Source organism: Prescottella sp. R16 (genome assembly GCF_030656875.1).
Lineage (GTDB): Bacteria > Actinomycetota > Actinomycetes > Mycobacteriales > Mycobacteriaceae > Prescottella.
The window spans coordinates 343,187-369,138 of sequence record NZ_CP130943.1 but is presented as its reverse complement, the minus strand read 5'-3'; the positions used below and the strand labels follow the sequence as shown (position 1 = coordinate 369,138).

Here is a 25,952-nt window from a genome sequence, read left to right as displayed (position 1 = left end):
CGATGACCCCCACCCCGCGGACGACCCCTCCGACCGACCCGGTGACCAGTGCCCGGATGCGTCGGCAGCGGCGCCGCGACACCGCACCGGAGGTGGCGTTGCGCCGCGAACTGCACCGGCGGGGCGCCCGGTTCTTCGTCGACCGGGCGCCGCTGCCCGGGCTGCGGCGCCGCGCCGATCTGGTGTTCCCGCGCAAGCGGGTCGCGGTGTACGTCGACGGCTGTTTCTGGCATTCGTGCCCGCAGCACGCCACGTCCCCGAAGAACAACGCACAGTGGTGGGCGGACAAGCTGGCCGGGAACGTCGCCCGGGACCGGGACACCGACACCCGGCTCGTCGCCGCCGGCTGGCAGGTGGTGCGGGTGTGGGAGCACGAAGATCCGGCGGATGCGGCGGATCGGGTACAGGCGGCCCTCTCCGGCAGCTGATCTGTTGCGAATGGGTCCCGAAACCGTCAGGGACACCGCCGGTTTCGTAGGCTCACCAGAATGAGAATCCTCGTCGCCGGCGCCGGGGGCGTCGTCGGTCTGCCGTTGACCCGGGCACTGGTCGCCGCGGGACACGACGTCGTCGGCACGTCACGCAATCCGGACACGCGGCCCGAACTGTCCGACGCCGGCGCCACCGTGCTGCGGATGGACGCATTCGACCGGACGTCCGTCGAGCACGCGATCGCCGAGGCCCGACCGGACGCCGTGATCCACCAGCTCACCGATCTGTCCGCCGTCGACCTCGACGCCAACGCGGAACTACGGACCGTCGGCACCCGCAACCTCGTCGACGCGATGCAGCGGTTCGGCGTCGAACACCTGGTCGCCCAGTCCATCGCCTGGCTGTACGCCGACGGTGACGGTCTCGCCGACGAGTCGGTGCCGTTGCAGCAGCCGTCCGGTCCGAGCGCCCGGACCGTGGAGGGCGTGGTGGCGATGGAACGGGCAGCGTCGGAGATCGAACGGCACGTGATCCTGCGCTACGGCAAGCTGTACGGGCCCGGCACCTGGTATTCGCCCGACGGGGACTTCGGTCGCGCCGCCCGCGACGGCGTGTTCACCGGCAACGGCATCGAAAGTTTCCTGCACGTCGAGGACGCGGTCGCCCCCACCGTCGCCGCCCTCGACTGGCCCACCGGCATCGTCAACGTCGTCGACGACGAACCTGCCGGCCCCGCCGACTGGGTTCCGACCTTCTGCCGGTGGGTGGGGGCGCTGGAGCCGTCCGGCCTCGACGGCGGGCACGGGCGCGGCGCCTCGAACGCGACGGCCCGCGGACGGGGCTGGACACCGATGTACTCGTCGTGGCGGACGGGCATGTCGGACTGACGGTTCGGCGGGCCCGGCCGCGTCACCCGAGCGAGCGCAGATACACCAGGGTGGCCTGCACCCGCCGGTCCCCGTCCTCGAGCGGCAGCTTCGCGAAGATGGACCCGATGTGCTTGCGCACCGCGGCCTCGGACACCGTCAACCGGGACGCGATACCGGAGTTGGTGTGCCCCTCGGCAACCAGTGCGAGGACGTCGAGTTCGCGCGGGGTGAGCGCCGCGAGCGAACCACGACTCCTCGACGCGGTCACGAGTGCCCGCACGACGTCGGGGTCGACGATCGTCTCACCGTGCACGACCCGGTCCACGGTGTCGAGGAACCGTCGGACGTGCCCGACGCGTTCCTTGAGGAGATAGCCGACCCCGCCGGCCGCCGAGTCGGCGAGCAGTTCGTCGAGGTATGCCACCGAAACATATTGGGACAGCACCACGATCGGCAGTCTCGGTGCCCGTCGGCGAAGCTCGGCCGCCGCCTGCAACCCGTCGTCCGTGCCGGTCGGCGGCATCCGGACGTCGGTGACCACGAGGTCCGGCCGGTACGCGTCCCAGGCATCCAGCAGACCCGGTGCGTCACCCACCGTGGCACACACGTCGTGCCCGGCCGAGGCGAGCACGCTCTCCACACCCGCGCGCAGCAGCGGGCTGTCCTCGGCCAGCACGATCCGCAACGGTCGTTCCGTCGAACTCACCCCGGGCACTCCATCCGGATCACGGTCGGGCCACCGGGAGGGCTGGTCACGGTGAGAGTTCCGTCGAGGGCGCCGAGTCGACCGCGCAGCCGGTCGAGTCCGCTGCCGGCGGTGACGACGGCGCCGCCGACACCGTCGTCGGTGACGCTCAGCCGCCACGTGCCCCCGCGCCGGTCGCCGCGGACCGTGACGTGCCGGGCCTGTGCGTGCCGCACGGCATTCGTCAATGCCTCGGAGACCAGCACGTACGACATGTGTTCGACGGGTGCCGGCAGCCGCTGTTCGGGTCCGGACACTCCGTCGAGCGAGATCTCGACGTCGAGCGGGAAGTCGGCCACCAGATCGGTGAGTGCCGGGTCGAGTCCGCGGTCGACGAGCGCCCGCGGCGAGTATCCGCGCAGCACCGCCCGCAACTCGACGAGCGTCTCGTCCACCTGGCGGTGCGCGTCGGCGGCGAGCCGGCCCGCCGCGCCGTCCGGGTCGGCGGCTTCGGCGAGGCCGAGGCTCATCGACAGGGCGACCAGCCGGTGCTGGACCCGGTCGTGCAGTTCCGATTCGAGCAGGACACGTTCGGAGCCCTCGGCGTCGAGCAACCCGGTCCGGGTGGTTTCGAGGCGGGCGGCTTCGCGACGCCACGGATCGGCGTCGAACCCGAGAAGCCGTCGGGCCAGGAGAGATTCGAGCGACGCCCACCCACCGGCGAGAACGAGCAGCACTGCCGCGATCAGCAGACCGACGGGGACCAGAATCCAAGCACCCGAACTGGTTTCGACGGTCCACGCGCCGAGATCGAAGTGATCGTCCCGGACGATTGCCGGCGCGGCGAGCAGGATCCCGACGACGGTGACACCGAAAACGGCGAGGAGTGCGGCGATCCCACCCGAGATCGCCGCCCCGACGACGTACACGATGTGCCGCACCGTGGGCAGACGCTGCTCGTCCGCGGACGCGCGCACCTCGGCGTCGGCCCGGGCCGCGACCCGCGGATCGATCAACGTCAACCGGGCGCAGTGTGCACGCAGCATCGGCTCCCACAGCGCCGCCCGCAGCCGGCGCGTCAACCCCAGCAGCACGACCGGAACGATGCCGATCACGGTGGCGCACGACAGCACTCCCGCGACGACGACGCACGCGAGCGACCGCCACGGCCACACGGTGCCGAGATAACGCGGACCGGAACGCAGGGCCTCCGGCACGCTGCCCGTCACTGCCCCTCCGCTGCGGTCCGGCGTTCACGCATCATCGACGACCCCACGATGCAGGCGACGACGGGAACGTAGGCGGCACACATGAGGAGCGTAACGGCATGGGCACCGGAGTCGGGCCCGACGAAACGCTCGAGTCCGACGGCCACCACGAGATTGCTGCCGCCGTGCAGGATCGCCGGCGGCCACACCGATCCGCTGCGGCCCCACAGCCAGCCGATCACGAACTCCAGCAGCACCGACAGCGGCAGCCACAGCAGCATCGCCACGACCGCGTCCGCAGCACTGCCCCCGGAGCCGAAGTAGCCCACCCAGGGCAGCGGCCAGTGCCACACACCCCAGATCAGGCCGGTCGCGAACGTCGTCGCGACCGGCCGGCCGGGCAGGAGCCGGTCTCGCAGGTAGGCGGTCCAACCGAATTCCTCGCCCCAGAAGATCGGCGCCGCCACCACGGGGGTCACCAGCGCGACCGCGACGAAGACCAGGTCGGTGCGTCCGAACGCCTGCCCGGACACGTCCCACACACCCGTGGCCGCGGCCGCACCCAGCGCGATCGCGAGAATCCCGATCGGCAGCAATGCGGCGATCACGTAGGACGACCACGCCGGGCGCAGACGCAGCCGCAGTCCCGCGTCCGCGAACCCCTCGCGGGTGATCCAGCGGCGCGTGACGATCGCGGCGAACGCGGGCACGAAGGCCGCGGTGAGGAGTTGGACGATCGGGTCGTCGAGCGAGTATCCGGCCGCCCGGACGAGCGCCCACGGAATCCAGGATGCCCCGAATGCGAGAACGAGGAACCAGCGGACGCCCCTGTGGTGTTCGCGCCCGGCGCGGACGGCGACGGGCGACGGAAGGTGCGGTGCGGTTGTCATGCCACCAGTTCACGGCGTGCAACATCGAAGCGCGGTAGCCCACAGGACCGTCTCGGGGTGGCGTGCGCGCTACCCCGAGACGGCTGCCGCCCACTCTGGAGACGTGTCCCCGTCCCTTCACGGTGGCCACCAGCTCAGATCATTACCTTTCGTTTACCTCATGACCACTGGGTGGACACAGCCCCTGCCTAACCTTCGCGGCATGAATCTCCGTCGGGCACTGACCGCCCTCGCCGTCACTTCCCTCACCGCACTGCCCCTCGCCGCGTTGACCCCGGCCACCGCCTCCGCCACCGGCAGCCTCGACTGGGACGGCTCGCTGGGTAGCACCGGTTCGCAGGCCGATGCAGTCTTCGACATCCAGGCTCACCGCGGCGGTCTGGGCCTGTTCACCGAGAGCAGCCTCGAAGCATTCGCCAACGCACTCGAAATGGGCGTCACCACACTCGAACTCGACACTCAGATCACCGAGGACAACATCGCCGTCGTGACCCACGACCGCAAGATCTCGAACAAGAAGTGCCAGGACACCGCGCCCGTCACGGCCGGCGACCCCGAGTTCCCGTATGTCGGCAAGTACATCAAGGACCTGACGCTCGCCCAGATCCAGACCATGGACTGCGGTTCACTGCAACTGGCTGACCACCCCGAGCAGCAGACCGTCCCCGGCGCGAAGATCCAGACGCTGGCCGAGGTGTTCGCCCTCGTCGAGTCGTACAACGCTCCGGACGTGAAGATGAACATCGAGACCAAAGTGGAGGCCGGCGCACCGTCCGAGACCGCGCCCCGCGAGCAGTTCGTCCGCACCGTCCTCGACACGATCCGTGACGCCGGCATGCTCGACCGGGTGACGATCCAGAGCTTCGACTGGGGCGCATTGATGCTCACCCGCGATCTCGAGCCCTCGGTACCCACCGTCGCGCTCACCAATGGTGACTTCCTGCAGGTCGGCATGGACGGCGCCTCGCCCTGGCTGGGCGGACTCGACATCGACGACTTCGGCGGCGATGCGATCGCGGCGATCGCCACGTTCGGGGCGTCCGCATACTCCCCCGTACAGGGAAACCCGCAGGGCGGCAAAGTCTCCGATTCAGACTTCACCCTGTACGTGACAAAGGAGATGGTCGAAGCAGCACATGCCCGTGACATCGATGTCGTCCCCTGGACCGTCAACGATCCCGAGACCATGCACGTGCTGATGGACCTCGGGGTGGACGGAATCATCACCGACCGGCCGGACCGTCTGCGCACCGTCCTCACCGAGCGCGGCCTGGAGTTGCCTGCCGCGGCCGCGAAGAAGTAGGCCCGCCGATCCGAAACCGATGCCTCCGTCGAGGAAATCTGCGGAGGCATCGTCGGGTTTCTCGGTACCATCGGTAACGGACTGTCCGCCCGTGGCGCCGCCGCCGGACGGGTATCCGGACACGCTGCCCGGTGGCCCGCCTGCCTCTGCGCGAACCTCTGCGCCGACTCGATCGGGAGACACCCGAGCAGGAAAGGAGCATGTCATGAATGCCGATGTTCCCCAATCGACTCCCCCGCCGAACGTCGGCGATTTCGATGCCCTCTACCGCGGCGACTTCGACGCCCTCGCCGGTGACGGCCCGCCGTCCGGTCCGCCCGGCTTCCGGTTCGATCGGGTGCCGTGGGACATCGAGGAGGCGCAGCCGGTGGTGCGCGCTCTCGAGGCCGAGGGCGAAATCGAGAACGATGTCCTCGATATCGGTTGCGGCCCGGGGGAAAACACGATATTCCTCGCGGAACGCGGATACCGGGTGTGGGGGCTGGACGCGGCACCGGCCGCTATCGACATCGCCCGGGAGCGGGCCGGACGCCGTCCGCTCGACGGTTCGGTGGAGTTCGAGGTGGCCGACGCCACCGATCTGACCGACTGGGCCGACCGGTTCACCACGATCGTGGACAGCGCTCTCTACCACTGTTTCCCGGAGGATCGGCGCGGCGCGTACGTGGCCGAACTGCACCGGGCGGCACGCTCGCAGTCCCGGCTGCACGTGCTGTGTTTCTCGGACCTCGTCCCCGAGGGGTTCCCGGGCCCGTTCCGGATCGGTGAGGACAATCTGCGCGACACGCTCACCGACGGCGGCTGGCACGTGCGCCGACTGGAACGCACCACCTACACCACCGCGATGACCCGCGCCGATTTCGAGGGCCTGGGTGATTCTCCGATCGCGGCGATCGCAGCATCGCTCGGCTACGACGAGCGCGGCCGCCTGCTCGCACCGGCCTGGCTCGCGACGGCCGAACGACGTTGAGCCCCATGCACACGGTGGCACTCGAACTGGTGCCACCGGAGCTCACGGCGGGTCGGGACCACGCCGTCCGGGAGGCCCGGTCGGCGGCGCAGTTGTGTGCCCGGCACGGCCTGGATCGACATGTCCGGCACGTCGTGCTGCCGGGTCTCGTCGCCGAGGACGGTGGACGACCGGTGCCGATGACACCGCGCATGGACGTGTGTGATTTCTGGGAGATCGTCGACGGCGTGTTCGACGGCGTGTCGGGCCTGTGCACGCAGGTCACCGTCTTCGACGACGCCGCCCGACTCGATGCGCGGGTGCGCCGGCTGCGGGACACCGGCGTCGACGGGGTCGTGTTCGTCGGCAAACCGCACGGGGCGACGGCGTCCGGTGTCACCGCGCTCGACGCCCTCACCCGCTACCACGACCGGATCGCCCGGCGCGGGGTGGTCGTCATGCCCACGCGGCGCGGCGAGGTCGACCGGTTCGTCGCCAAATGTGAACGGGGAGCGACGTTCGCGCTCACCCAGCTGCTGTACTCGGATCGGATCGTGGGGTTTCTGCGCGACGTGGCGGCCCGCACGATCCTGCGGCCGGAGATTCTGCTGTCGTTCGGGTTCGTGCCGGGCGTCGAGCAGCGGATCGGCTTGATCGACTGGCTGATCCACGACGACGGCAACGACGCCGCCCACCACGAGCAGGAGACGGTCGCCGTGCTCTCGTCCACGGACCCGGACCGGCGGCGCACCGCACTCGTCGATCTCTATCGGAGCGTCGTCGACGGCGTTCGGGGACTGGATTTCCCGCTGAGTGTGCATCTCGAGGCGCCGTACGGGATGTCGGATGCGGCGGGCGAGACGTTCGCGGCGATGCTCGCGCAGTGGTCGCCCGGGACACCCTACGGGGTGCGGCCGTGACCGGCGGCGGGCTGGGGCTCGAGGAGGCCCGCGCCCATCTCGCGTCGCAGCCGTTCAGTGTCCTCCTCGGTGCCCGGCTGGTCGCCTTCACACCCGAGCAGACGGTCCTCGAGATCGATTCGCGGCCGGACCTGCTCCAGCAGAACGGCTATCTGCACGGCGGCCTGCTGGCCTACGCGGCCGACAATGCCCTCACCTACGCTGCGGGCACCGCGCTGGGGCCGGCCGTCCTCACCGGCGGCGTGACGATCGAGTACCTGCGGCCGGGTCGGGGACGCACCCTCCGTGCCACCGCCCGCGTCGTCCACGCCGGGCGACGACGCGCCGTGTGCGCGTGTGACCTGGAGATGATCGCCGACGACGGCAGCAGCCGACTGTGTGCGGTCGCGCAGGGAACCGTGCTGGCGGTCGACGGCTCCCGCTGATCAGGCTTCGATCCCGCTCCACAACACTGCGACGACGGTATCGATGTCCACGGCCGGTTGTGTTCCCCCCGTTAATGTTTCGAGGTGAATCGGGGCGGTCGCCAACGTGATCACCGCTGTCGCATCGACCGTCGGGCAGATCTCACCGCGCGCGATACCCCGCTCGATGATCCCGGATGCATCAGAGAATCGATGGGTCCACAGCTCTTTTCGCTCTGCATCGACATCCGCGCCCGCCGTCGGCGCGACCGCGAAGCGCGCGAGTGCCCGGCCGACCGGGGTGTGGAGGAATTCACGCAGCGACCGAAGGAATGCCGAGAGGTCCGCGCGGGCGGAACCGGTATCGGGGACCGGGACGTCGACGGTGACGCGACTCAGTACGGCGTCGGTGACGAGCCGATCGAGCGTGCCCCATCGCCGGTAGATCGACGTCCGGTGCACATCGGCCCGCTTGCTCACTTCGGCGATGGTCAATGCCGCCGGATCGCCGGTGAGGAGTTCGAGGGTGGCCGAGTGCACGGCCTGCGTGACGTGCGCCCCACGGCGTTTCATGCGGTCACTCCTTCTGGTCCGCGGGTGTCGCACCATCCTCCCAGACCCCACCCGTCGCATTATCGCAACACTTGTTGCATTATCTATCGCAACTTGTGTTGCATTGCGCGTCGACGACGCCCACCGAGAAAGGTCACCACCGTGGTCCTACTCTTCGATGTCCTGCTGATCTCCGTATGCACGCTCATCGCGTGGTTCACGCTCTACATGCTGTATCGAACCTTCTGGTCGGACTGACCTGTTCCCCTCAGCGGAAGATGTGGCCGAAAACGGACACCTGGAACGTGTTCTCGCGATACTGTCCGGCTCGTACGGCCGATGCGCCACCGGTGTCGGCCGAGGTACCGGAAGGGAACGACGATGCAGTTCAATCTCGCCGACATCTTCGAGTCCGTTGCGGATGCGGTCCCGGATCGTGTCGCGCTGACGTACGAGGGCCAGAATCTGACGTACGCGAGCCTGGACGCCGAATCGAACCGGGTGGCGCATTTCCTTGCCGGAGCCGGGGTGGGCACCGGTGATCATGTGGCCCTGTTCCTGAAGAACAGCATCGAGCACGTCACGTCGATCCTCGGTCTGGTGAAGATCCGGGCCGTCCCGATCAACGTCAACTACCGGTACACGCCGGCCGAGCTGGAATACATCTTCACCAACTCCGACGCAGCGGCCGTCGTCGTCGAGTTGCCCGAGCATCAGCGCACGCTCGCGACGCTGCTCGACGCCTGCCCACTGGTGCGGACGGTGGTCGTCGTGGGTGATCCGGTCGACGAACTGGTTGCCGCCGCGGCAGCCCGGTCGATCCCGGTGGTGCCGTTCGCGGACTCCGAGAACGAGCCGTCCACCCGCGACTTCGCGGCCCGCTCCGGCGACGACGTGTACGTCCTCTACACCGGCGGCACCACGGGCTACCCGAAGGGCGTCATGTGGCGGCACGACGACTTCTTCCGCAAGCCCCTGTCGGGCGGCAACCCGTACGGCGAGGGCTGCCGGGCCGATCTCACAGAGGTCGCCGCGGCCGCCGAGGAATTCCCCGACATGGCGTTCCTCATCGCCGCCCCGCTCATGCACGGCGCGGCCCTGTACTCGCTGTTCACGTTCTTCACCCTCGGCGCCCGCGTCGTGCTGATGCGCGACTTCGACCCGAAGAAGGTCGTCGAGGGCATCGAGAAGGAACGCCTCCAGGTGATCCTCATCGTCGGTGACGGCATGGGCCTGCCGCTGGTGGACGAGATGGAACGCCGCAAGGACGACGTCGACTTCAGTTCCCTGTTCTCGATCACGTCGGGTGGCGCGATCTGGTCGGTGAGCGTGCGCGAACGCATGCTGGCGGTCAAACCGGAACTGTTGCTGCGCGACAACTTCGGCGCCTCGGAGTCCGGCAACGACGGCGCGTTCACCGTCGACGAGGACGGCAACCTGCGGATGGCGCCGTCCCCGAACATGACGCTCGTCGACGAACGGCTCGAGGAGATTACGCCCGGCTCCGGCGACATCGGCTACATCGCCCGCATCGGCAACGTCCCCCTCGGCTACTACAAGGACGAGGAGAAGACGGCCCGCACGTTCCCGGTCCGCGCGGACGGCGTCCGTATCTCGGTCCTCGGCGACATGGGACGCATCGAGGCCGACGGCACCATCGTGTTCCTCGGCCGCGGCTCGCAGTGCATCAACACCGGCGGCGAGAAGGTGTTCGCCGAGGAGGTCGAGGCGGCCCTGCACGCGCACCCGGCGATCTCCGACGCGCTCGTCGTGCCCCGCCCGGACGAACGGATGGGTCAGCAGGTCGCCGCCGTCGTCGCCGTCTACGAAGGTGCCGCCGAGCCGACGCTCGACGAGGTGCAGGAGCACTGCCGGAAGACGTTGGCCGGATACAAGATTCCGCGTTCGGTGGTGATCGTCGACGAGGTCAAGCGCACCCCGGCCGGCAAGGCCGACTACCGGTGGGCCACCGAAATGGCGTCCGCGTAGGGCCGCGACTGTACGCTGATCCTGCGCATTTCCTTTCGGGTGATCGCAGCAGAAACCCCCGGCCCGCACCGGTATGGCAGTTACCCGCGGAACCCGCCGGGGGTTTCGCGTGTCCGGCTCAGTATCCGACGGCGGGATCGATCGGGGCCAGCAGTTGCGTCCCGGAGACGAAGCGGCGCACGTTCTCCGCGACGTGATCGGCGTAGGCGGGGGCCCGCAGCGACGGCGGGTTGGAACAGTGCGGGGTGACGATCACGTTCGGCAGTGTCCACAGCGGATGACCGTCGGGCAGCGGTTCGGGATCGGTGACGTCGAGGCCGGCACCGCCGATCCGCTTGTCGCGCAACGCGTCCACAAGGGCATCGGTGTCGACGAGGGAACCGCGCGCCACGTTGATCACCCACGAGTGCGGGTGCAGCAACGCCAGCCGGTCCCGGTCGAGCAGGTGCCGGGTCGCCTCGGTCGCCGGGGCCGCGACGACGACGTGGTCGACGCGGGCGAGGACGTCGTCGGTGCGGCCGGCGGGCACGGTCTCGGCGGCCCCGTCGACGGGACGCCCGGATCGGGTCACGGCGACGACCGTGGCCCCGACCGCGGTGAGCATCGGGATCAGGGCCCGGCCGATGCCCCCGGCGCCGAGGATCGCGATCCGGGAGCCACGCAGGGTGCCGACCCGGTCGAAGAACTCCTGCTGCCGCCACGTGGTGGCCGACGCCTGTTCGGGCAGCGCCCGCACCCCGGCGAGCAGCAGGGCGAGGGTGTGTTCGGCGACCGTCGCCGCGTAGGCACCGGCCGCCGACGTCCACTGCACGTCGGGGCGGCGTTGCACGACACCGGCGCCGAACCACGCTTCCACCCCGGCGGACGGCAACTGCACCCAGCGGACCGCGTCGGGCAGTTCGTCGGGGAACTCCGCCGGATCGTTGCCCGCCCACACCAGGGCGTGGGCGTCCGGCAGCGGCACCACTGCGGCGCCGGCGCGGGTGATCGCGTCGGACAGCAGTGGGTCGGGGGCGGGTCCGAGTGCGACGGGGACGACGGTCATGCGGGGCCGCCCGGACGTTCGGGGCACGGCAGGTTCAGGAACGGCACGTTGGCGAGGAGATCGGTCGAGCACAGGGCGGCCGGCTGGTAGGGCGTGGTGAGCGCGCCGACGATCAGTGCCCCCACCGCCCCCAGCGAGCCCATGGCCCCCACCCCCAGGGATCCGAGGGCACCCACGGCACCCGCGCCGAGTGATCCGAGGGCCTCCGGGCCCGCGGACCCCGCCCCCAGCGATCCCAGTTCCGCCGACCCCAGCAGTTCGTCCAGGCCCAGGTCCTCCAGGGAACCCTGTTCCGCGCTGCCCGCGGCATCGTTTCCGCAGTCGGTGACGATCCGGGCCGACGACGGCGCCGAGCGGACCGCCTGCTGCCGGGGGTCCGTACCGGTCGCGGCCGCGGTGTTGTCGACGAAGCAGACAGCAGCGTCGATGTCGGTCACCTCGTAGCCGGCGGTGCAGGTGATCGACCGTCCCGGCTGCAGTGTGCCCGACGGGCAGGTGACGGCGGGGGCGGAACCGGATCCGGTGAAGGCGGTCTCGTCCACGCCGATGCCGTCGATCGGTACGCCGCCGGTGTTGGACACCACGAACCGGTAGGTGACCGTGTCGCCCGCCGTGAACACCCCGCCCGGTGACGCCGACTTCGAGAGCGAGAGTCCCGCCGCGGCCGGCTGGGCGAGGACGGCCGGAGTGGTGACCAGCGCAACCACGCCGGTGAGCACTGCGACGACCAGGATTCGGAAAGCTGCACCACATCTACGCACGCTGGAAACTCCTTTTCGTCACATGTGAGACAAATCGGGTTGGAACTCAGGTGCCACGCATTGCCAGCGGTTCGGAAGATACGCGATGTTCGCGACGAGCACGCGCGAATGACGCCGGAAGGAAGGGGTGACTCCGGACACGAGAAAACCCCCACCGGCATTACTGCTGGTGGGGGCTTCCGCTGTGCGCCCGAAGGGATTCGAACCCCTAACCTTCTGATCCGTAGTCAGATGCTCTATCCGTTGAGCTACGGGCGCATGTTCAACAATGTTGAGTTGTTACCAGTCCAACGAAGGACCAGTGTGGCGGAGGCGAGAGGATTTGAACCTCCGGTCCCCTGTAAGGGGGACAACTCATTAGCAGTGAGTCCCATTCGGCCGCTCTGGCACGCCTCCTTGGGGGCCGGCTCTCTCGAACCGCCGGGCGAAACATTACACATGGATCGCCAGTAAACGCAAAACGGCTGGTCACAGTCGTGTTCCCTAGCGGAGGTGGGCGTCGAACCAGTTGTAGATGCGGCGGCGGGCGTCGAGGATCGCGACGGCGAGGGGATCGTCGTCGGGGGCGTCGGGTCGGGGCACGGGCGGTTCGTCGGCGCGGTGGGCCAGGCCCGGGTAGTCGACGATGTTCGCGGCGACGTCGGCGCGGGCGACGGCGTCGCGGAGTTGCTCGATGTGATCGGCGGGGGTGTGGGGGTCGTCGGTGCCGTACAGGCCGAGCCACGGCGCCTTGAGTCGGGGGGCGGCGTCGAGGAGTGCGGGAATGTCGACGGCCAGGGGTTCGACGATGCCGCGCGCGGACACGCTGATCGCGGCGCCGACCGGACGGTCGGTGGCGACGAGCATCGCGGCGGTGCCGGCGTCGTCGAATCCGATGACGCCGATGCAGTCGGCGTAGACGCCGCGGCCGACGAGCCAATCGACGGTGGCGTCGAAGTCGTCGAAGAGGCTCCGGCCGAACACTTCGGTGTCGCTGTGCGCGGGTTCGCGGTGGAACAGGTGCGGCGCCGCCACGAGCCACCCCTCGGCGGCGAGCGCCCGCATGAGGTCGAGGAGGGCGTCGGTGAACACCCGGGATTCGTGCAGGACGACGATCCCGCCGCGGGCACGACGCTCCGGTTCGACGACAGTCAGTGGCACCCGTTCCCGCGACCGCGGATCGGTGTCGTCGTCGGCGCGCAGAGGCGCACTGTCCCGGAGGATGCCCGGCATGAAACCACTGTGGCACGACCGAGGCGTCAGCGCACGCATTCGTGGAGCGCATAATCGCATCGTGACCACTGTGACCCCAGCAACGCGCGCAGACCTCGCTTCCATCCCCACCTACGTGCCGGGCCGCAGTTACCCCGGGGCGATCAAGCTGGCCAGCAACGAGACGACGCAGGGCCCGCTGCCGGGCGTCGCGCAGGCCATCGCCGACGCCGCCGCGAACGCGAACCGCTACCCCGACAACACCGCGTCCGCCCTGATCGGCGCCCTGTCCCAGGCCCTGGGTGTGCCCGCGGAGAACATCGCCGCCGGCTGCGGTTCGGTGGCCCTGTGCCAGGAACTGGTGCAGATCACGTGCGGCGTGGGCGACGAGGTGATCTACGCGTGGCGCTCGTTCGAGGCGTACCCGGTGGTGACGAAGGTTGCCGGGGCGACGCCGGTGCCGGTTCCCCTCACCGTCGACCACGGCCACGACCTGGACGCGATGCTCGCCGCGATCACCGACCGCACCCGGTTGATCTTCGTGTGCAACCCCAACAATCCGACCGGCGCTGCCCTCGGCCGGGACGAACTCGAACTTTTCCTCGACGCCGTTCCGGCGCACATCGTCGTCGCACTGGACGAGGCGTACTTCGAGTACAACCGTTCCGGGGTCGACGGCATCGAACTGGCTCGCGGCCGGCGCAACGTGGTGGTGCTGCGCACGTTCTCCAAGGCGTACGGTCTCGCCGGTGTCCGCGTCGGCTACGCGGTGGCCGACCCGGAGATCGTGACCGCACTGGCGAAGGTGCACATCACGTTCAGTGTGAACGCGGTGGCGCAGGCCGCGGCGATCGCGTGCCTGGACGCGCGCGACGAACTGCTGGCCCGTACCGACGCGATCGTCGCCGAACGCGACCGGATGCGCGACGCCCTGATCGCCGCCGGCTACGACGTCCCGGTCACCGAGGCCAACTTCGTGTGGCTGCCGCTGCGCGAACGCTCCGCCGCATACGGTGAGGCCAGCGCCGAGGCCGGCGTCCTGATCCGCCCCTACGGCACCGACGGGGTACGGATCACGATCGGCGACCCGCACGAGAACGACGCGTTCCTCACGTTCGCCACGGCGGCGCCGGCGCGGGAGTTGGCGGGACTACCGGTCGTGGCACAGTAACGGCCCTCGGTCCGACGGGCTGCGCGCAGCACCCTGTGCGACGAGAACTGTCGCCGTCACCGGTCCCGCTGCGCCTCGAGTGCGGTCGTCCGCTGCCCGATCCACGAACGCATCTCGTCGATGCTGCCCTGCAGCGCGTCGGCGGTCAGACCGTCGCTGGTCGGGATGCTCGCGGCGAGGTCGTCGAGGATCCCGTCCGCCCGGCCGCTGCCGTACATCTGCTCGTACAGGTCCCAATAGGCTTGCTCGTAGACACCGGTGAACGCGTCCGAGTCGAGGAATCGCGTCTTCAACGTGTTCCCGCCCCGCATACCACCGCCCGGCATCCCACCCCCGGGCATCTGTGGCATGCCCTGCGGCACAGCCCGATCCACACCGGTACCGCCCGGGACGCCGGGGCGACCCCGACCCGTCTGCGGCATACCCGGCATGCCCCCGCCTCCGGGCGCGGCACCCATTCCCATCGAGACCGTGTCGTGCGGTCCGGCCTCGGTGCCGCCGGTCATCGCCAGGTTCAGGTCCCACGACACGACCGAGATCTTCCCGGTGCCGAGGTCGTACCAGAGGTAGTAGTTCTGGCCCGGCCCGGACATGTCGTCCCCGTTGATGAGGAGGTTCTGGGTGGCGAGGTAGCGGGCGAACGAGTCGACGTCCACCCAGTCGGCCAGGTGCGCGTCGAACTCCGCGTCGTCGGCGCTGTCGAGCCATTTCAGGAACGAGATGATCGGCTGCAGGTTTCCGGAGTCGACGGCGTTGATCTGCTTGAACTGGTCGGAGTACGACGACTGGTCGTCATCGACGTACACGAACCGTGAATTCGCCTTCGCCTTGTACAGGTAGCCGTCGGAGTCGAACAGCGAGTTCGCGTAGCCGTCGTCGGGATGCTCGAGCAGCAGCCTTGTGGCTGTGGCACTGCCGTTGATCATGTACTCCGAGTACGAGAAGCGTTGCGTCGGTTGACCGGTGGCCGCCGTCAGCGACAACGCCATCGCCTCGTTGACGACCGGGGTGCCCGGACGCACCGACAGTTCCGTGACGCCCTGGTAGGCGCGGCCGTCGGCGTACTCGTCGAAGCTGAGCAGCAGCGGCAGCGTCGTGGGATCGTCCGCGGACACCGATGCCATGCCCCCGCCCATCCCGCCGGGCGGCTCGAACCCCTCCGGCGGGGTGAACCCCTCCGGTACGGCCATGCCCTCCGGCAGGGCCGTACCGCCCGGCCCACCGGCGCCGTCACCGCGCAGACCCATGAGGGTGGAGTTGCCCTTCAACCGGACGGCTACGTCGCCGATGAGAGTGCCGTCGATCGTGACGGTGGCGTTCACCCACTTCTTGTCACCGGTCTTCTCGTACGTCGACAGCATGTCGTCGAGTTCGGCTGCCGGAATGTCCAGGGACAGCTCGTGCCCGATCGACGTGTCGAACAGGTCGACGGTGCCGGCGATGTTCTCCGTGATCGGAGATGCGATGACGGACACGTCACCGGTGATGTACGGGCGGATGCGTGCCGCACCGAACACGGTCGCCATGGTCGTCACGAAGACGACGAACACCACCAGCAGCTTCCAGTGCTGACGCAGCGGCTTCGGAATCCGCTGCCGGAGCCTGCGTTTCGGCGTCGGCGGCCGGTCGGGGTTCGTCGCGGTCATCAGATGTCCGTCTGGTCGTATCCGGTCAGGACCGTGACCCGTTGTCCGGCGTTGACCCCGCTGAGGGCGGCGATCAGTTCGGCCGGCTTGCGTCCCTTCTTCAGTTGGGCCGTGTAGTACAGCTCGTGCAGCGCACCGGCCCGGACCGCCTCGGTGGACACCAGCTCGAACTCGGTGCAGTACCGGATCAGGGTGTCCTCCACGAGAGCGGCGTATTCCTGCTCCGGCGGCACCTGCACCTTGACGACCTGCCGCTGCACGTCGAGCTCGAACCAGTTGAACTTGCTCATGATCAGCATCACCAGGCAGACCGCGGCGGTCGCCGCGATGGCCAGCAGATAGAACCGGGTGCCCGTCGTCATGCCGATCGCCATCACCAGGAAGATGAAACCGACGTCACGAGTTTCCTTGATGGCGTTACGGAAGCGGATCACCGACAGTGCGCCGACGAGCGCGAACGCCCGGGCGATGTTGGAGCCGACCACCAGCATGATGAGCGAGACGATCATGCCCACCATCACGAGCGTCTGCACGTAGGACTGGCTGTAGGAGACGTTCTTGTGGGTGTACCGGTACACCCAGCCGACGATCGCGGACAGCACGAACGACAGCGCCAGTGAGACGATGATGTCGAACGCGGTGAACGTGCCGCTGAGGTCCTGTAGGTCGAAATTCATATCGGTCCTGTTCGAATTGTTACGGGGAAAGTCGGCGGGCTGCCGTGAACATGTCGGCGGGAGCCATCTCGGTGGCACCGCCCGGGAGCACCAGTTCCGGTGCGCCGGAACGAGACCGCGGTGCCATCCCGAACGCCTCCACCGACTGGCAGTACTTGGAGACACGGATCACCGACATGTCCAGCCGTGCCGTCATGTCGGTCGCCCAGTAGGGCACCCGCTCGTTGGCCTTGAGTTCCACCACCGCCAGCTTCGGGGGGACGATGAAACGGTTCTCGCCGCCCGACGCGAAGTGGAAGTCGCGGTCCCGGCCGTGGATCCGGTGGTCGATCGTCACCCGCAGCCCCAGGTCGGCGTCGCGGCCGACGAACGCCTCCCGCAGATAGCCGGTAGTGACCGTGGGACGCAGGTCGAGGTTGCCGATCAGGGTGGTCACCTCGTTCACGAACGGTCGTTGCGCCGGGGCGCAGACGATGTCCTCTCGATCGTTGAGCCAGCGCTGGGCGGTGCTGTACGGCAACGCGATCCGACGCTTCTGCGTCACCCGGTCGACCCGCTGCTTGATCTCCACCTGGACCGGAGTGTCGTCGGTGCAGTCGGCCGGCTGCCCGTACAGGCGCAACCGCAGCTTGCGCCGAAACTTCAGGCCCTCGATCTTCTCCCAGTAGAAACGCAGGCTCGGGGTGTCGTAGTACAGCGACGTCACCGGGTAGCCGCCGTGCGGCGAGTACGGGTCGGTGTCCATCCGTGCCGCGAGTTCATGCCGCAGTTCGGGAACCCGCAGCTCGTCCACGAAGTACTTGATCTCGTACCGGTTGAACGCATGCAGTTTGCTGGCGGTCTGCGCATAGGACCCGCTCATCGGGTGCGGCCTCCTGACGGGTGTCGGCAAGTTGAACGCCACCACTACACCCGGCGAACCTCACAGAAACTTCCCGGAAGTCTGGCAATCTCCTGGGAACGTACGGGTGAAACCGCAGGCGGTGGCGTGCAGCTCCCGGCCGTCACGTCCGGGTGTTGGGCATGTGCTTGTGCGGCCCGAAGAAGCCGACGTGCACACGGGCGGCGTCGTGTTCGACGTGAAAGTAGATGCGGGGGGCAAGATTTCCGCCGCCGGTGGCGATCTTGATGTGCGAGCCCATGTAGATCCGGCCACTGGGGTGCACGTCGGTGGCGACGGGCAGCAGTCGGGCGATGTAGAACTTCGACCGGGTCGACACCACCGTCGATTCCTGCATGGCGAGCTTTCCGGACGTCGCGTTCCAGACGAGCGGGTTCCCGGAGCACTGGCACCAGTTCCAGAAGTCCCGGGTATCCGGACAGGTTGCCAGGTCGGTGGCGTATGCGTGCAGGGCGCGCAAGGCTTCCCACGTGCGCTGCCCCCACGCGCCGGCGGTCACCGCCGAATCGAGGTCCTCGACGTCGCGCAGCGCGGCATCGGGGATGACGAGCCGGTCGGACAGATACCGGCGCGCCTTGAGGATCGCGTCGCTGGGGGTGGACGCCTCCGCCGGCGGCCGGTCCTGCAACTCGGGCGAACCCCAATAGTTCTCATAGTGATTCAGCTCGTCGAGCTGTCCGATCGCATGGTCGAGTCGGCGTTTCAGATCGTCGGCGCGGGCCGTGATCTCGGCCTTCTCCCGCATCAGGATCTCGTAGTCGAGGACGTGCCCGAGGAGTTCCTCCTCCGCGGCGTGCAGCCGCACCCGCAGTTCGTCGATCTCGTCCTCCGCGAGTTGCAGCAGGTCGGCGTCGTCCGAGGTGAAACCGGCCTGCGCCGTCTTCAGCAACGACTTGGCCGCCCCGAAACTCGTCGGCGGCCGGACGATCGTCGACACCGGTCCCAGACGGCTCGCGATGATCGCCGACGCCAGTGTGCGGGAACCCAGATAGCGGTCGGCGGTGACGTAGCGGTGCCGCCAGCCGTCGTGACGGACCGCGGGATCGACGTCCTCGAGGTAGATGCGGAACGCTCCGCTGCGGACACCGTGCTCGTCCCCCAGCGCCTCGGTGAGCGCAGCGGCCGCGGTGTCGTCGACGACCGCGACGGTCGCGATACCCGCTGCTCGTTTCGCGGCCCGGTCGACGATGTCGTCGAACGTGTACGAGCCGTGCCGGACGGCCGTGAACCGTTCCTCGTCCTCGGCGAACACGACGATCGGCAGGACACGATCGAACGCACTGATCGTCTCGGCCAGCTCCGTCCCGGCCCGCACACCGGTGTACCGCCGCGGCGTCACCGTCAGCGGGGTGGGGCCGACGGCCGGAGTCCCACCGGCCTCGACGAGGGCCCGCACCATCCGGGGTGCCGCCGGCGCCAACCGTTGCACGTCGACGTCCCCGACGACCTCGAGATCCACCCAGAACCACGTGATCGTGCCGTCGTCGCCGTTCTCGTCCCACGAACGGAGCGTCGTCTGCCAGCGCACACCCGATGCCGACGCCTCCGCGAGCGTCGCCCGGTACGCGCTCGACACCACGCCGTCACCGGTCGCGGACGACACCGCCGCCTCCAGTTCCACCGGCCCACCGTGCCGCGACACGACGCACCGCTCGAGCCCCTCCGACGACACGTCGATCGCCCCCGAGCTCTTGTCCTTCACCCATCCGGCGAAGGCGACCGCCGCCGTATCGGACGCATTCGGTGCACGGTCCGACCAGATCGCGCGGTACACGAGCGCCACGATTCCCCCTCCTCGCACCGGGCGGACCCCAGTCCGTCCAACTGATCGGACCCCTGTCCATCACATTATGGTGTGCCCCGGCGCACACGGCACGGTTCACGGCACCGCCTACGATCCATCGACAGGAACGGATCGGCCGCGGTGACGTCGAGTCGGCCACCACCGGATCCGTTCCTCACCCACCCGAGCGCACCCTGCACTCCACACGGACGAGGAGACTCCACTGTGAACCCCGAACGCATCGTCATCGTCGACGGCGCCCGCACCCCTGTCGGCAGCTTCGGCGGCGTCTTCAAGGACACCCCCGCACACCAGCTCGGTGCCGTCGCCGCGAAGGCCGCACTCGAGCGCTCCGGCATCTCCGGCGACGAGATCGACGAGGTCGTCATGGGCTGCATCGGGCAGGTCGGCCCCGACGCCTACAACGCCCGACGGGTCGCGCTCACCGCCGGCCTCCCGGCGTCCGTGCCCGCGTACACCGTCAACCGCCTGTGTGGGTCCGGCCTGCAGGCGATCTGGTCGGCGGCCATGCAGATCCGTTGGGGTGCAGCAGAACTGGCCCTGGCCGGTGGTGACGAGAATATGTCGCGCATGCCGTTCTACGACTTCGGCGCCCGCTCCGGATACAAGCTCGGCGACCGCACCCTCGTCGACGGCACCGTCGGCATGCTCACCGACCCGTTCCACAACATCCACATGGGTGTGACCGCCGAGAACGTCGCCCGCACCTACGGCATCAGCCGGGAGCAGCAGGACGAGTTCGCCGTCGAGTCGCAGCGACGCGCCGCCACCGACGCCGCGCAGGCCGCGTTCGCCGAGGAGATCACCGCCGTCGAGACCGGCGGCCGCAAGCCCGTCACCGTCACCACCGACGAGCACCCCAAGCCGAGCACCACCGTCGAGACGCTGGCCCGACTGCGTGCCGCGTTCGTGCCGGACGGCACCGTCACCGCCGGCAACTCGTCCGGCATCAACGACGGCGCCGGCGCGGTCGTCCTGGGCACCGAGTCCGGGATCCGGGAGAAGGGCCTCACCGGCCTGGCCGTCATCGAGTCCGTCGCCACCGCCGCCCTCGAACCCGACCACATGGGGTACGCGCCGGTCCCCGCGCTCGCCAAGCTGTTCGAGCAGACCGGCACCACCCCCGCCGACATCGGCACCTTCGAGGTCAACGAGGCGTTCGCCGCGCAGGCCGTCGCCGTCGTCCGCGACGCCGGACTCGATCCCGCCAAGACCAACCCGTACGGCGGCGCCATCGCCCTCGGCCACCCCGTCGGAGCCACCGGCGCCATCCTGACCCTCCGCGTCGCCAAGGACCTCGTGCGCCGCGACCTCGAACTCGGTGTCGTCACCATGTGCATCGGCGGCGGCCAGGCCCTCGCCGCCCTCATCCGCCGCGTCTAGGTACAGCCGGCCAAGACGTCGACAGCGGGCGTGTCGGCTTGATGTGAAGAGAACCTCCGAGTGGGGTGTGGCTTGTCCGAGGCCCACGTCCACTCGGAGGTTCTCGTGCCCCTCGTAGTGCCAGCACCAACTATCCCGCAAGTACATCTCCATCTGACTTGCACAGGTTGCCGGGGATTCCCTCTGCCGGTTGATATTTGCGTTGGCAATAGAATCGCGAGTCAGCGATTTGGGGTACCAATGGGTCGGTACGATCGCCGGTTGTGGCTGCCTGTATCCGTAAGGTTCGGACCGCGCCCTGGCTCGAACATTGCGTCCGCTGCAGGAAATCATCGTGACTCGTCGGCCACCTACACCGCCGCAGGCCCCCGACTCTGCCGCTGTCCTCGCCGCACTGGGCCTACCGGGGCACTGAAGCTCCGCAAGTCAGGTGCCCAGTCGAAACCGATGGACGGTTTCGCGTCATCCAGGGGTTCAACCGCACCTATTGCTCTCAGCACGTCCGGGTCCAGTCACGGGCGATCTCGAAGACTCGCGAGTGCCGACGAGCAGAGGCCGTCGACCGGTGCGGTCGACGGCCTCTGCGGTGCGGCTCGGTCAGCGTGTAGCGGGCACCCGCGGACCTGCAGTGATGTCGACGTCGTCGACCTTCGCCGCCGGAACCGGCAGTTGAACGATATTTCGTGGGACAAGGAATACTGCGACGAGGCTGGTGATTGCGATACAGGCACACAGGATCCATGCCAGGTGCATGCCCGTCGCCGAGTACAAGGGAACACCGTCGGCAACCCGAGCAACGTTCGAGTTCAAGACGGTGAACACGGCAACGGGCAGAATCGCACCCATCATGGACTGGCTGGTTGCGACGATGCTTGCCGTTGATGCCTGCAGTTGCGGCGGCACGGCCTGCATCTGGAGGTTCGGAATGGAGCTGTAGGCCAGGCCCGTTCCGAACCCGGTGATGATTGCGCCCACCAGAACAACCCATCTGGTGTCCATCCCTGAAAGGACGACGAACGCGCCCGTGGCCAGCAACGTGGCACCCAATGCAAGGAGGATGCGGGGGGTGAGTCCACGGCCGATCATCACACCGACGAGAACACCGCCGATGACTTGCGCGACACCCAGCGGCGATTGGATGAGCGCGAAGCCTCGGGCGTCGACGCCGAAGCCGTATCCGAGGCCCAAGGACGCGGATGTCATGCACATCAACGGAAGGATTGTCGAGCTCACCGTGGTGGAGCCGTACGCTGTACCTGCGGCGATTGCGGTCAGACCAATGGGCCGGCGAGTCAGCAGTCGCAGATCGATCAGCGGTTCACTGATGACCGTCGCGGAGTAGATCCAGAGAGCAGCCAGAACAGCGCCGAAGAGGAACAGGCCCAACGTTTTTCCCGATGCCCACCCCCAGTCCACTCCAAAACTTACCGCGACCAGGACAGCTCCGATGGCGCCGCCCAACAGCGCGGCACCGATCAGATCGATCTTGGATCGAAGGCGGTACGTCGACTCGTCCGTCGAGAGCTTGATGCAGATTCCCGCCACGACCAGGATGATCGTGAAGAACCAGAAAAGCGACCGCCATCCGTAGCCGTCGATGAGCCAACCTGTCAGAAATGGCGTAGCGATGCTGACAATGCCCATGCCGCTGGTGGCGAGGGCAACCGACATGGCGACAGTCTTCGCCGGATAGACGTCGCGAATGAGCGAGTATGTGAGGAACATGCACGAGACGAGCAAGCTCGACATCGCTCGCCCGATGAGTAGCAGTGCGAAATTCGGGGCCACTGCGGAGACAAACGAACCGGCGGCCGCGATGAAAACGCAGAGGAGCAGGACGCGACGTTTACCGACCATATCGGCGATCTTTCCCAAAGTGGGACTGATTACCGCAGCAATCAGAAGAAATGCGGTCTGAACCCAGCCGCCCTGATCGGTGTGAAAGTGGGTCATGATTGCCGGCAGCCCAGTCGAGATCATGCTGGCGTTCATGGTGAGCGCTTCGAGAAGTACGACCAGCGATATCAGAGAAAAAATCAGTCGGAGAGACCACCCCTGTTCAGGGGGCTGGGGCGCGGAGGCTCCAGTTGATGCGCTGTGTGTCATCGATGTTCCTTACACTCGTAGGTGAAGTACCTCGTGAGAATCGCGTTGTGGATGTGCCCGGGCAGACACGGTGACAAGAGCCGGACGCATCCCTGGTCAGGGCAGCTCGGCAGAACCAGCGGCCCGGTCCGCACGAACCGCCTCGGGCCACTGATCGAGATATGGGATGTGATCACGTGTCGAGAACACGACGGCAAGGTTGTCCATCGATGTCACGTTGCGCACCAGGTGCGGGCAAGAAGAAATAGAGAGACCGATACGCGGCCGAGAAGCTCCCCAGGGCCCGTAATGCGACCGCCGTACTAGGGCTTTTCGGCGGCCTTGCCGGATTTGATCGACCGGACGAACCGAGCACACGACTCGATGGAAGCAATGGACACGCCGTGATCGGGGTAGATCAGCGGCCACGTGTGTCCTTGATCCGCAATCACTTCCAGCGTGCATGTGACGTTCGCGGTCGCGAGTTCCCGAGTGAGTCCGAGGGCGTCACCGACGAGCGCCTCGTTGCCGCCGACCTGGATCAAGGTGGGTGGGAAGTCGGTGTGGTCAGCCAGCAACGGTGAGACCAACGGGTCGCCCGTGGGGGCTCCCTGAAGATAGTCGTCCCGCGCCGACTCCGCGTTTGCCAGCGGGAAGAAGACGTCGGTTGCGGTTTCGTAGAAAGGCGACGAACAGCGCAGATCGAGCCACGGCGACAGCAGCATCAACCCGTCGGGAGCACGTCCGTAGCCGGCGCCCACGGCGACGACCAACGCTGCGGCCAGACCGGCACCCGCCGAATCGCCGGCGACGACGATCGGCCCGGACATCGCCGACGTGATCTCCTCGTAGACTGCAAGGGCATCGCGCAATCCGGCCGGGAACGGGTTCTCCGGCGCGAGCCGATACCTCGGTACGACAATCGTCGCTTCGGCGCCCGCCGCCAGCGTCGCGACATAGGCGTTGTACGCCTCCGGACTGCCCATGCGGTAGCCGCCCCCGTGCAGGTAGAGGACGGTGGCCCGGTCTCCGGCGCGGATGGTCCGGCACGGTACGCCGGCGAAGTCCGTATCATCCGCCGTGACTCCCAGCGCGGTGTCGATCTCGGTCGCGGCGAACTTCGCACGGCGTTCCAGCAGCTCCGGGCTCGCCGGTGTACCGTCCCGTTCGGCGGGCAGCAAATCGCATAGTTTCGTCGACATGTGTTCTCCCGCAACTATTTAGGAATCAATGATCACGAGCGTGCAATCTCGACGAGCTTGTCCGGATGGCGAATTTCGACTGTCCGGCGAAGCCCCTCGCGCCAGTTCACCGTGCACGGTCCCGTGATGGACATGCGTCGACTCGTGTCCGCGATCGAACCCCGCAGTGTCCCCTCGATCGGGACCACAGCGACGTTCGCATCGACGCCCATCAACTCGCCGGCGTATGCCGCCCACTCCTGGACACTGACCGGTTCGTCGCCGGCCCAGTTGACGATGGTTGCAGGGACCGTCGCTGCTTGAAGCAGGCTGCTGACCTGGCTGTTGATGTCGTCTTCGAAGATCGGGCTGTACATGCACGGGTCCCAACGCGTGGTGATCTGCCGTCCGGCGGCGATCGCGTCGACGTGCAGGGCAGGCAAGCCACCGTTCGGTCCGTACGATGCGTTCATACGCGCGATCGTCACCGGCACTCCGAAAGCCCGCGCGGCGAGGCGCGCGGTTGCCTCTTGGCCGATCTTCGACACCGAGTAGGTGGGGCTGTGGGTGCTGTTGCACTCGCCGAGCGGCGACTCCTCGGTGAACACGTACATCGGGTCGTCCTGCGGGCGGTAGACCGAATGAGTCGACATCACCAGTGCGCCACGTGCATTCCGGCAGTGCTGAAGCAGCAGCCCGGTGCCTTCGGCGTTGTCGCGGAGAGCCGTGTCGTAATTCCAGCCCGGAGCCTGATTCGCTGCCAGATGCACGACATATGTGAAGTCCGTCGGCAGGTCTGCGAACTCGCCGCTGCCGACATCGCCCTTCACCGGGGTGATCCCCACGTCGACGAGCCGCTGCCGGTCTTCCGGCTTACTGAACCGCGCCAGCCCCCAGACCTCGTTGTCTGCGCCCAGCTCGCGCGCGATCGGGAACGCGATCTGCCCGGCCGCCCCTGTCACCAGGATCTTCTCACCGCTCAGCATTCTTCACTGACCTCACAGATGTACGGGACGAGTACCGGCTCGTCGTGTCTCGGATTTGCCGCGCCCGATGGTGAGCGCAGGTGCAGATGCGCGGGCGCAACTGCGCCCGCGCATCCGCGATGATCACCAGAGTTGATCGGTGTACTTGTCTGTTCCGACCTCGGTCGGAACGAACGGCGACGCGAAGGTGACTCGCCCGGCACCGGACTTCTCGATGTCGGCGGCGTAGTCGACGATGTGCTGCCAGCCCTCGACGGGGTCGCCCTCGAGGAAGCACAGCTGCATGATGCGCTCGGTGGTTCCGCCGTCGTTACCCATCTTCATCGGCACGTTGTGATCGGCAGGCCATGGCTTCATCCGCCAACTGCTCACCAGGTCGACAGCACCGGTGCCCAGTAGCGCCTTGACCGGTATGCCATTGATGGTCTCGATGGCGGCAGTGCGGTCTACGCCTTCGGCCGGCTCGATCATCATCGCGACAAGCCCGCGGTAGTTGTGGTCGAGCGCGAGTTCGAGGGGCACTCCGTCTGCCTGCGCCGAGACGGTCGAGTCCGGCAGATACTGGCTGGTGTGCACATGCTCGCGCTCAGGGAAACCGCGGCCGGCGGCGTACAGCTCGCCGACCTGGGTGCGGGCCCACGCCTCGGCCTCTTCCATCTCGGGCTCGTGGACCCAGTATGTCGCGAGGTACGAGCCGTCCTCGGTCTTGGTCGCGACCGGACCCGTCTCCGGGAAGCGCAGATCCTTGAGGTGCTTCGGCGCGACCCAACGGCGCCCGGCGAACCAGCCGGGGCCGATCATGCAGCCCGCGTAGATGTGATCCCGCTCGTACCAGCGGTTGTAGGCGACTTCGTGCCCACGCGTGGGGTCGACCATCGTGAAGAGCATCTGGCCGATCTTGACCGGTGCCTCCGTCATCT

General features: G+C 67.9%; 24 protein-coding genes and 2 tRNA genes. 9 read left to right on the top strand and 17 right to left on the bottom strand.

Translation table 11 applies throughout. From position 1 onward, the window contains the following. Positions 1-2: 2 nt before the first annotated feature. Together Q5696_RS01650 and Q5696_RS01645 are read left to right on the top strand one after the other, a co-directional pair. Positions 3-428 (top strand): very short patch repair endonuclease, encoded by a 426-nt coding sequence (locus tag Q5696_RS01650; protein WP_305093511.1) that lies wholly within the window; start codon positions 3-5, stop codon positions 426-428. A gap of 60 nt (positions 429-488) precedes the next feature. Next, entirely contained in the window at positions 489-1,319 is an 831-nt protein-coding gene (locus Q5696_RS01645; protein WP_305093510.1) for an NAD-dependent epimerase/dehydratase family protein, read from the top strand. 22 nt (positions 1,320-1,341) lie between these two features. On the opposite strand, the gene Q5696_RS01640 is transcribed toward Q5696_RS01645, so the two are convergent. Genes Q5696_RS01640 through Q5696_RS01630 form a run of 3 tightly spaced genes read right to left on the bottom strand, consistent with a single transcriptional unit; the run spans position 1,342 to position 4,084 of the window. Continuing rightward, complete coding sequence (locus Q5696_RS01640; protein WP_305093509.1) at positions 1,342-2,007, bottom strand: response regulator transcription factor; 666 nt, start codon at positions 2,005-2,007, stop codon at positions 1,342-1,344. Then, positions 2,004-3,215: a sensor histidine kinase gene (locus tag Q5696_RS01635; RefSeq protein WP_305093508.1), complete on the bottom strand. Its 1,212-nt coding sequence runs from the start codon at positions 3,213-3,215 to the stop codon at positions 2,004-2,006. The genes Q5696_RS01640 and Q5696_RS01635 overlap by 4 nt, the downstream gene beginning before the upstream one ends. Next, positions 3,212-4,084, bottom strand: coding sequence for a CPBP family intramembrane glutamic endopeptidase (locus Q5696_RS01630; RefSeq protein ID WP_305093507.1), 873 nt, complete (start codon positions 4,082-4,084; stop codon positions 3,212-3,214). Before Q5696_RS01630 ends, Q5696_RS01635 begins: the two co-directional genes overlap by 4 nt. Before the next feature lie 202 nt (positions 4,085-4,286). Between Q5696_RS01630 and Q5696_RS01625 the strand changes: the two genes are divergently transcribed. The 4 genes from Q5696_RS01625 to Q5696_RS01610 all read left to right on the top strand — a co-directional run bounded on the left by Q5696_RS01625 (position 4,287) and on the right by Q5696_RS01610 (position 7,681). Continuing rightward, positions 4,287-5,387 carry a glycerophosphodiester phosphodiesterase family protein gene (locus Q5696_RS01625; RefSeq protein WP_305093506.1) on the top strand — a complete coding sequence of 367 codons (1,101 nt, stop codon included), beginning with the start codon at positions 4,287-4,289 and terminating at the stop codon, positions 5,385-5,387. A gap of 205 nt (positions 5,388-5,592) precedes the next feature. Further along, positions 5,593-6,357: an SAM-dependent methyltransferase gene (locus tag Q5696_RS01620; RefSeq protein WP_305093505.1), complete on the top strand. Its 765-nt coding sequence runs from the start codon at positions 5,593-5,595 to the stop codon at positions 6,355-6,357. Between the two features lie 5 nt (positions 6,358-6,362). Continuing rightward, positions 6,363-7,256: a mycobacterial-type methylenetetrahydrofolate reductase gene (locus Q5696_RS01615; protein WP_305093504.1), complete on the top strand. Its 894-nt coding sequence runs from the start codon at positions 6,363-6,365 to the stop codon at positions 7,254-7,256. Beyond that, positions 7,253-7,681, top strand: coding sequence for a PaaI family thioesterase (locus Q5696_RS01610; RefSeq protein WP_305093503.1), 429 nt, complete (start codon positions 7,253-7,255; stop codon positions 7,679-7,681). The genes Q5696_RS01615 and Q5696_RS01610 overlap by 4 nt, the downstream gene beginning before the upstream one ends. Here the strand turns inward: Q5696_RS01610 and Q5696_RS01605 are convergent, their stop codons facing one another. Then, complete coding sequence (locus Q5696_RS01605) at positions 7,682-8,233, bottom strand: TetR-like C-terminal domain-containing protein (protein ID WP_305093502.1); 552 nt, start codon at positions 8,231-8,233, stop codon at positions 7,682-7,684. It abuts the gene before it with no gap. 360 nt (positions 8,234-8,593) lie between these two features. Here Q5696_RS01605 and Q5696_RS01600 point away from each other — a divergent pair, with 360 nt between their 5' ends. Then, on the top strand, positions 8,594-10,201 hold the full coding sequence (locus Q5696_RS01600; protein WP_305093501.1) for an acyl-CoA synthetase: 1,608 nt from the start codon (positions 8,594-8,596) through the stop codon (positions 10,199-10,201). A 118-nt stretch (positions 10,202-10,319) separates the two neighbouring features. Here Q5696_RS01600 and Q5696_RS01595 read toward each other — a convergent pair whose 3' ends face one another. The 5 genes from Q5696_RS01595 to Q5696_RS01575 form a co-directional block, all read right to left on the bottom strand. Continuing rightward, positions 10,320-11,246 (bottom strand): D-isomer specific 2-hydroxyacid dehydrogenase family protein, encoded by a 927-nt coding sequence (locus tag Q5696_RS01595; RefSeq protein ID WP_305093500.1) that lies wholly within the window; start codon positions 11,244-11,246, stop codon positions 10,320-10,322. Next, a complete protein-coding gene (locus Q5696_RS01590) occupies positions 11,243-12,007 on the bottom strand; it encodes a CLIPPER-2 domain-containing protein (RefSeq protein WP_305093499.1) in 765 nt (254 codons plus the stop codon). The genes Q5696_RS01595 and Q5696_RS01590 overlap by 4 nt, the downstream gene beginning before the upstream one ends. Positions 12,008-12,192: 185 nt before the next feature. Beyond that, positions 12,193-12,265 (bottom strand) — tRNA-Arg (locus Q5696_RS01585). 46 nt (positions 12,266-12,311) lie between these two features. Further along, a tRNA-Ser gene (locus Q5696_RS01580) sits at positions 12,312-12,403 on the bottom strand. A gap of 87 nt (positions 12,404-12,490) precedes the next feature. Further along, positions 12,491-13,219 (bottom strand): dienelactone hydrolase family protein, encoded by a 729-nt coding sequence (locus tag Q5696_RS01575; protein WP_305093498.1) that lies wholly within the window; start codon positions 13,217-13,219, stop codon positions 12,491-12,493. A gap of 70 nt (positions 13,220-13,289) precedes the next feature. Here Q5696_RS01575 and hisC point away from each other — a divergent pair, with 70 nt between their 5' ends. Next, entirely contained in the window at positions 13,290-14,369 is a 1,080-nt protein-coding gene (gene hisC, locus Q5696_RS01570) for a histidinol-phosphate transaminase (protein ID WP_305093497.1), read from the top strand. A gap of 56 nt (positions 14,370-14,425) precedes the next feature. Here the strand turns inward: hisC and Q5696_RS01565 are convergent, their stop codons facing one another. The 4 genes from Q5696_RS01565 to Q5696_RS01550 form a co-directional block, all read right to left on the bottom strand. After that, positions 14,426-16,015: a CotH kinase family protein gene (locus tag Q5696_RS01565; RefSeq protein WP_305093496.1), complete on the bottom strand. Its 1,590-nt coding sequence runs from the start codon at positions 16,013-16,015 to the stop codon at positions 14,426-14,428. Beyond that, positions 16,015-16,692: a DUF4956 domain-containing protein gene (locus tag Q5696_RS01560; RefSeq protein WP_305093495.1), complete on the bottom strand. Its 678-nt coding sequence runs from the start codon at positions 16,690-16,692 to the stop codon at positions 16,015-16,017. The genes Q5696_RS01565 and Q5696_RS01560 overlap by 1 nt, the downstream gene beginning before the upstream one ends. Before the next feature lie 19 nt (positions 16,693-16,711). Further along, on the bottom strand, positions 16,712-17,554 hold the full coding sequence (locus Q5696_RS01555) for a polyphosphate polymerase domain-containing protein (RefSeq protein ID WP_305093494.1): 843 nt from the start codon (positions 17,552-17,554) through the stop codon (positions 16,712-16,714). Positions 17,555-17,696: 142 nt separating this feature from the next. After that, positions 17,697-19,376, bottom strand: a complete 1,680-nt coding sequence (locus tag Q5696_RS01550; protein ID WP_305093493.1) for a hypothetical protein — start codon at positions 19,374-19,376, stop codon at positions 17,697-17,699. Between the two features lie 225 nt (positions 19,377-19,601). Between Q5696_RS01550 and Q5696_RS01545 the strand changes: the two genes are divergently transcribed. Further along, positions 19,602-20,780 (top strand): thiolase family protein, encoded by a 1,179-nt coding sequence (locus Q5696_RS01545; RefSeq protein WP_305093492.1) that lies wholly within the window; start codon positions 19,602-19,604, stop codon positions 20,778-20,780. A 597-nt stretch (positions 20,781-21,377) separates the two neighbouring features. Here the strand turns inward: Q5696_RS01545 and Q5696_RS01540 are convergent. From Q5696_RS01540 to Q5696_RS01525, 4 genes are all read right to left on the bottom strand, one after another. After that, positions 21,378-22,886 (bottom strand): MFS transporter, encoded by a 1,509-nt coding sequence (locus Q5696_RS01540; protein WP_305093491.1) that lies wholly within the window; start codon positions 22,884-22,886, stop codon positions 21,378-21,380. 302 nt (positions 22,887-23,188) lie between these two features. Further along, a complete protein-coding gene (locus Q5696_RS01535) occupies positions 23,189-24,067 on the bottom strand; it encodes an alpha/beta hydrolase fold domain-containing protein (RefSeq protein WP_305093490.1) in 879 nt (292 codons plus the stop codon). 32 nt (positions 24,068-24,099) lie between these two features. Further along, entirely contained in the window at positions 24,100-25,032 is a 933-nt protein-coding gene (locus tag Q5696_RS01530; protein WP_305093489.1) for an NAD-dependent epimerase/dehydratase family protein, read from the bottom strand. Positions 25,033-25,155: 123 nt separating this feature from the next. Next, positions 25,156-25,950, bottom strand: a complete 795-nt coding sequence (locus Q5696_RS01525; RefSeq protein WP_305093488.1) for a hypothetical protein — start codon at positions 25,948-25,950, stop codon at positions 25,156-25,158. Positions 25,951-25,952 lie beyond the last annotated feature (2 nt).

What these genes read in the sequence shown, in the direction of transcription:
- Q5696_RS01650 (WP_305093511.1), top strand. Translation starts at nt 3, where the DNA reads ATGACCCCCACCCCGCGGACGACCCCTCCGACCGACCCGGTGACCAGT.
- Q5696_RS01645 (WP_305093510.1), top strand. Translation starts at nt 489, where the DNA reads ATGAGAATCCTCGTCGCCGGCGCCGGGGGCGTCGTCGGTCTGCCGTTG.
- Q5696_RS01630 (WP_305093507.1), bottom strand. Translation starts at nt 4,084, where the DNA reads ATGACAACCGCACCGCACCTTCCGTCGCCCGTCGCCGTCCGCGCCGGG.
- Q5696_RS01625 (WP_305093506.1), top strand. Translation starts at nt 4,287, where the DNA reads ATGAATCTCCGTCGGGCACTGACCGCCCTCGCCGTCACTTCCCTCACC.
- Q5696_RS01620 (WP_305093505.1), top strand. Translation starts at nt 5,593, where the DNA reads ATGAATGCCGATGTTCCCCAATCGACTCCCCCGCCGAACGTCGGCGAT.
- Q5696_RS01615 (WP_305093504.1), top strand. Translation starts at nt 6,363, where the DNA reads ATGCACACGGTGGCACTCGAACTGGTGCCACCGGAGCTCACGGCGGGT.
- Q5696_RS01605 (WP_305093502.1), bottom strand. Translation starts at nt 8,233, where the DNA reads ATGAAACGCCGTGGGGCGCACGTCACGCAGGCCGTGCACTCGGCCACC.
- Q5696_RS01600 (WP_305093501.1), top strand. Translation starts at nt 8,594, where the DNA reads ATGCAGTTCAATCTCGCCGACATCTTCGAGTCCGTTGCGGATGCGGTC.
- Q5696_RS01595 (WP_305093500.1), bottom strand. Translation starts at nt 11,246, where the DNA reads ATGACCGTCGTCCCCGTCGCACTCGGACCCGCCCCCGACCCACTGCTG.
- Q5696_RS01575 (WP_305093498.1), bottom strand. Translation starts at nt 13,219, where the DNA reads ATGCCGGGCATCCTCCGGGACAGTGCGCCTCTGCGCGCCGACGACGAC.
- Q5696_RS01565 (WP_305093496.1), bottom strand. Translation starts at nt 16,015, where the DNA reads ATGACCGCGACGAACCCCGACCGGCCGCCGACGCCGAAACGCAGGCTC.
- Q5696_RS01560 (WP_305093495.1), bottom strand. Translation starts at nt 16,692, where the DNA reads ATGAATTTCGACCTACAGGACCTCAGCGGCACGTTCACCGCGTTCGAC.
- Q5696_RS01555 (WP_305093494.1), bottom strand. Translation starts at nt 17,554, where the DNA reads ATGAGCGGGTCCTATGCGCAGACCGCCAGCAAACTGCATGCGTTCAAC.
- Q5696_RS01540 (WP_305093491.1), bottom strand. Translation starts at nt 22,886, where the DNA reads ATGACACACAGCGCATCAACTGGAGCCTCCGCGCCCCAGCCCCCTGAA.
- Q5696_RS01535 (WP_305093490.1), bottom strand. Translation starts at nt 24,067, where the DNA reads ATGTCGACGAAACTATGCGATTTGCTGCCCGCCGAACGGGACGGTACA.
- Q5696_RS01530 (WP_305093489.1), bottom strand. Translation starts at nt 25,032, where the DNA reads ATGCTGAGCGGTGAGAAGATCCTGGTGACAGGGGCGGCCGGGCAGATC.
- Q5696_RS01525 (WP_305093488.1), bottom strand. Translation starts at nt 25,950, where the DNA reads ATGACGGAGGCACCGGTCAAGATCGGCCAGATGCTCTTCACGATGGTC.